Consider the following 3,140-nt stretch of genomic DNA (forward strand, 5'->3'; position numbering starts at 1 on the left):
TCCTCTTTAAATTTTTGTTCATGACTATTAGCATCTGATAAATGCAACAGCCAAACTTCTTGCAGCCGATCGCTTTTGTTCGTTTTGATAAAATCTAACGTTCGATCAAAATCGAAGTGACTTTCAAGTAGCCGTTCCTTGCGTTTGAGATCGAAGCCTTTGTTCATTTTCTGATCAACGATATCTTTCGAGTAGTTCGCCTCAACCATTATGTGGGTCACATTTGGAAAACGATACTTTACGTAATAGGAATCCGTGACGAAAACCAATCTATCTCCGGCTGTATTATCGATTAGAAAACCACAAGGTTCAGCAACATCATGTCTCGTCTCAAATGGTGTCACATACCATGTGCCGATCTTTTGAGTTTCTTTGTATAAGAGTGGTTTAAAGCGATAGGAATCATATTGCTTAAGTTTGAGTTTTTCGTCGGAAAACATCGCTTGTGTTGTCCCTTCAGTAGCAAAAATTGAAATGCTAGTTCCATCGATTAATTTCTTTATATACTTGCAATGATCTCTATGTTCATGCGTGATGAGAACCCCTGAAACCTTCGAAAAATCATGTCCCATTTGTTGTTGCACATGCTGGAATGGGACACCGCACTCGATGATCAGCTGAGAATGTCCATCGTCAATTAGATAGCCATTTCCCTTGCTTCCTGATCCAAATACTTTAACGGAAATCAATACGGGTCATCCTCTCCAAGATCGAGTGGCTGCTGTCCTTCGTCCTCGCTTGCTTGTGGTTCCGTCATGCCTTCCTCTTGAATCTCACCATCTTCATTTACATTTTCAGGATGTTGATTGTTTGATTCTTCAATTGGCGTAGGATCCAACACTTCCTTGTTAGCATTCTCGATAATTTCTTTTTCAACACGATCAGCAACATCATCCACAACGATAAAATCAGGTGCGATTTCTGAAGCTTCTTCAGTAGAGTAGAGCCCCATGATCATATCCGGACAATTAAGGCGTCCGAAAAATGATGCTGCTCGGTAACGAATCATCACTTCTGGCATCGTTTGCCACTTAGATCCGGTTTTGTTCACCCAGCCTTCTTTTTTTGCCATATCCATAGTGATTTTCGGACCTTTGATCGTTCTTCCTGAGTAGTCTTCTACATAGGCTGTACAAGCTAACGTATCTCCTTCCCCTTCGAACTCAAACTGCAGCTCAGTACGATACTTTTTAGAATTGTTGATCATAGCGATGATGTATTGGCTTGACCATGACGGACGACCATTTACAACGTAGAGGTTCTGCATCACCATGAGCGGGCTAGTATTCAAACGACTGGCCATCTCAAGAGCAATCATGCAGTTACCCAGACCCTTTTCACCTTGGTAGTCCCTAGGAACAATTGTTGATGCCGACAATGCGTTTGCCATGCGCATTGCTGTTTGAAACGCATTTTGATCCGTCCAAATATTGTTTAGAGATGGCGCAGTTACTGGTTCAGCAATCTTTCTTTTTTGAATTTCATTTTGATTTATCATTATTTTATTTCCCTTCTTTGATATAATTCTTTTGAGGTGATTTAATTGGCAAAAGCTTTAGATGCAACTGCAATTAAAGAAATATCTATTGTACTTGGTGAATACACTATAGGCTCTGAACTAACGAAAATATTCTCCAGATTAAACTATTACGATCATGACTCGACATCACCAAATTTAAAACTTAGTACGAAGTGGAGACGAATTGAGAATACGCTTCTAGAAGAGTGTCATAATAAAAGGTCGTCCAAACCTGTATTCACTCTTTGTCAGCAAATCTTAAATCCTGCATCATTTATAAAAAAACCAGACCAATGGGATAACGCTAGACAACAAGTAAATGGAATATTACTTTTTTATGGTTATCAGTTGAACGATTTGGGAAAGATCGAACTCTCAGAGGAAGTATCCAGCTTTACTGAGGCTCAGAAACGATTAATGTCATTTGAAAAAAAGATAGCCCTTCACCAAATCCATTCAGAAGTATCTAAGTATTGTCAAGAGGAGCTATTTTCCGAAGATTATTTCCATGCTATTTTAGAAGCCAGCAAAGGAGTTCTTGAAAGAATTAGAACTATCTCCCAGATTGAAAAAGACGGATCTACTCTTATAGATGAAGTTTTCATCCTCAAACGACCTATAATTTTGATTAAAGGAAACATGCTTAATACTTTGACTGAACGAAGTGAATATAACGGACTGAAAAGTCTATTAAATTCCATTGTATACATGTATCGAAACCCCCAAGCTCATGAACCAAAACTGTATAATCAAAAAAGTGAAACGGATGCTATCACCGCATTTACTTTGATGTCTTTAGCTCATCGTATTCTTGACAATTGTGTCAATGTCAGGGATTTGTGATATTGCAAGTTCAGTAATCTTCGCTGTACATTCAGCTAGACGAATAACGCGATTAGAAATCCTAGAATCTTTATTTTCCTGCAATCGAGCTAGCTCATTTCTCAGGTGCTCATTTAATTGTATTGCGTTGTTAAGTAGGTCCCGTTTGAAATAACTTGCTGGATCTACTTTTTCAAATTGAAACTTTGAACCACTTTCCACCTTCTATTCGCCTCCTATCAATCTTCTTTTATTGATGCCGTGCCAATAATAGGCAGCTTGGATCTCCCCCAAATCATGCGGTAATCATCATATGCCGTGCGAACATAAATGTGATGGTTTCGATCCATCAAGTAAGATAGATTTAGATAGTCAAGTTTTTCTTCAACTTCTTCATAAATATTCTCCGTAGATCCAAAAGTGCCAATTAGCGCTTTTTCATTGTTGATCTTGGCATAAACAATAACTTCGTTCATTCCGACACCTCGACTTTCAGATTTTTATTTTTCGTTACACGTAACTCAATCATTTGTGAATTGATCGGATGTAGATCGTTTACTGATTCGGTATTATCCACGAATACCGGTACACTCAACCCACATTCTTTGCTTAAGGTGTTGATGATGTCTAGATCACAATTGATCCTAGCGCCTGTATTCAAACTAGTTCCATACTCGATACCGTTGTATGTCGCCTCACAAACTTCCTCAAGACCGCCATTTTTCAGGATATTAAACAATTTAAATTTGACGAGTTCAAACTTGCTGTTGATGGACTCTTCTAGATAGCTGACTTTTTT

Annotated in this window: 4 protein-coding genes and 1 pseudogene; 1 reads left to right on the forward strand and 4 read right to left on the reverse strand. The window is 38.4% G+C overall.

Annotation, left to right across the window (positions count from 1 at the left end; translation table 11 throughout):
- Nucleotides 1–689 (reverse strand): MBL fold metallo-hydrolase (locus IAE45_RS18380; RefSeq protein WP_200127821.1); only part of this gene is annotated, 689 nt, incomplete at its 3' end.
- On the reverse strand, nucleotides 686–1,498 hold the full coding sequence (locus IAE45_RS18385) for a recombinase RecT (protein ID WP_200127819.1): 813 nt from the start codon (nucleotides 1,496–1,498) through the stop codon (nucleotides 686–688). The genes IAE45_RS18380 and IAE45_RS18385, both read right to left, overlap by 4 nt.
- Before the next feature lie 45 nt (nucleotides 1,499–1,543).
- Between IAE45_RS18385 and IAE45_RS18390 the strand changes: the two genes are divergently transcribed.
- Nucleotides 1,544–2,362, forward strand: coding sequence for a TIGR02391 family protein (locus tag IAE45_RS18390; RefSeq protein ID WP_200127818.1), 819 nt, complete (start codon nucleotides 1,544–1,546; stop codon nucleotides 2,360–2,362).
- 218 nt (nucleotides 2,363–2,580) lie between these two features.
- Here the strand turns inward: IAE45_RS18390 and IAE45_RS18395 are convergent, their stop codons facing one another.
- Together IAE45_RS18395 and IAE45_RS18400 are read right to left on the reverse strand one after the other, a co-directional pair.
- Nucleotides 2,581–2,817 carry a hypothetical protein gene (locus IAE45_RS18395; protein WP_200127815.1) on the reverse strand — a complete coding sequence of 79 codons (237 nt, stop codon included), beginning with the start codon at nucleotides 2,815–2,817 and terminating at the stop codon, nucleotides 2,581–2,583.
- Nucleotides 2,814–3,140: pseudogene (locus tag IAE45_RS18400) on the reverse strand (hypothetical protein); the annotation flags it as partial. The gene IAE45_RS18395 and the pseudogene IAE45_RS18400, both read right to left, overlap by 4 nt.

The sequence above is a fragment of the Enterococcus sp. S53 genome, from assembly GCF_016516865.1.
Lineage (GTDB): Bacteria > Bacillota > Bacilli > Lactobacillales > Enterococcaceae > Enterococcus_D > Enterococcus_D innesii.

What these genes read in the sequence shown, in the direction of transcription:
- IAE45_RS18385 (WP_200127819.1), bottom strand. Translation starts at nt 1,498, where the DNA reads ATGATAAATCAAAATGAAATTCAAAAAAGAAAGATTGCTGAACCAGTA.
- IAE45_RS18395 (WP_200127815.1), bottom strand. Translation starts at nt 2,817, where the DNA reads ATGAACGAAGTTATTGTTTATGCCAAGATCAACAATGAAAAAGCGCTA.